Below are 569 nucleotides of genomic sequence, written 5' to 3' on the forward strand. Positions count from 1 at the left end.
AGTATTGCTTGAGGTCTTAGGTTAGCTTGTGCGATCATAGATACTGAAGCTTGAGCTAGTATTTGATTCTTTACGAAGTCACTCATTTCATATGCCATATCTGTGTCTCTTATTCTAGATTCTGCTGCTTGTAAGTTTTCGTACCCAATTAGAAGTGTTTTAGCTATTTTGTCAAGCCTATTTTGGTAGGCGCCTAAGTCTGCTCTTTGTTTGTTTACAATTTGGAGTGCTGAATCAATAGCACCTATGGAACGATTTGCTCCTTCTTGAGTCAATAGGTTAATTTTGTTTGTGCCGTCCTCTTGGAATAGATTAAGTCCTTTAGCTGTCATGTCTCCTATATTTATTAGGATTCTTTGGTCCATGTTGGCTCCTATATGAAACGATATGTTGGAAACGTTAGGAGCAAACCTTCCTGTAAGCATGTTCATACCATTGAACTGTGCGTGTGATGCTATTCTATTTATTTCTGCTATTAATTGTGATACTTCTACTTGCATATAAGTCCTGTCTTCATCTGAATAGATACCGTTTCCTGCTTGTACTGATAGTTCTCTGAGTCTTTGTAG

General features: G+C 37.6%; 1 protein-coding gene. It reads right to left on the reverse strand.

Annotated features, from left to right (window positions below; genetic code table 11):
* Positions 1-569, reverse strand: a 569-nt coding sequence (locus N2712_08100; GenBank protein ID MCX8029939.1) for a flagellin, incomplete at both ends; no start/stop codon positions are given.

The organism is Brevinematales bacterium (genome assembly GCA_026415355.1).
Lineage (GTDB): Bacteria > Spirochaetota > Brevinematia > DTOW01 > DTOW01 > SKYB106.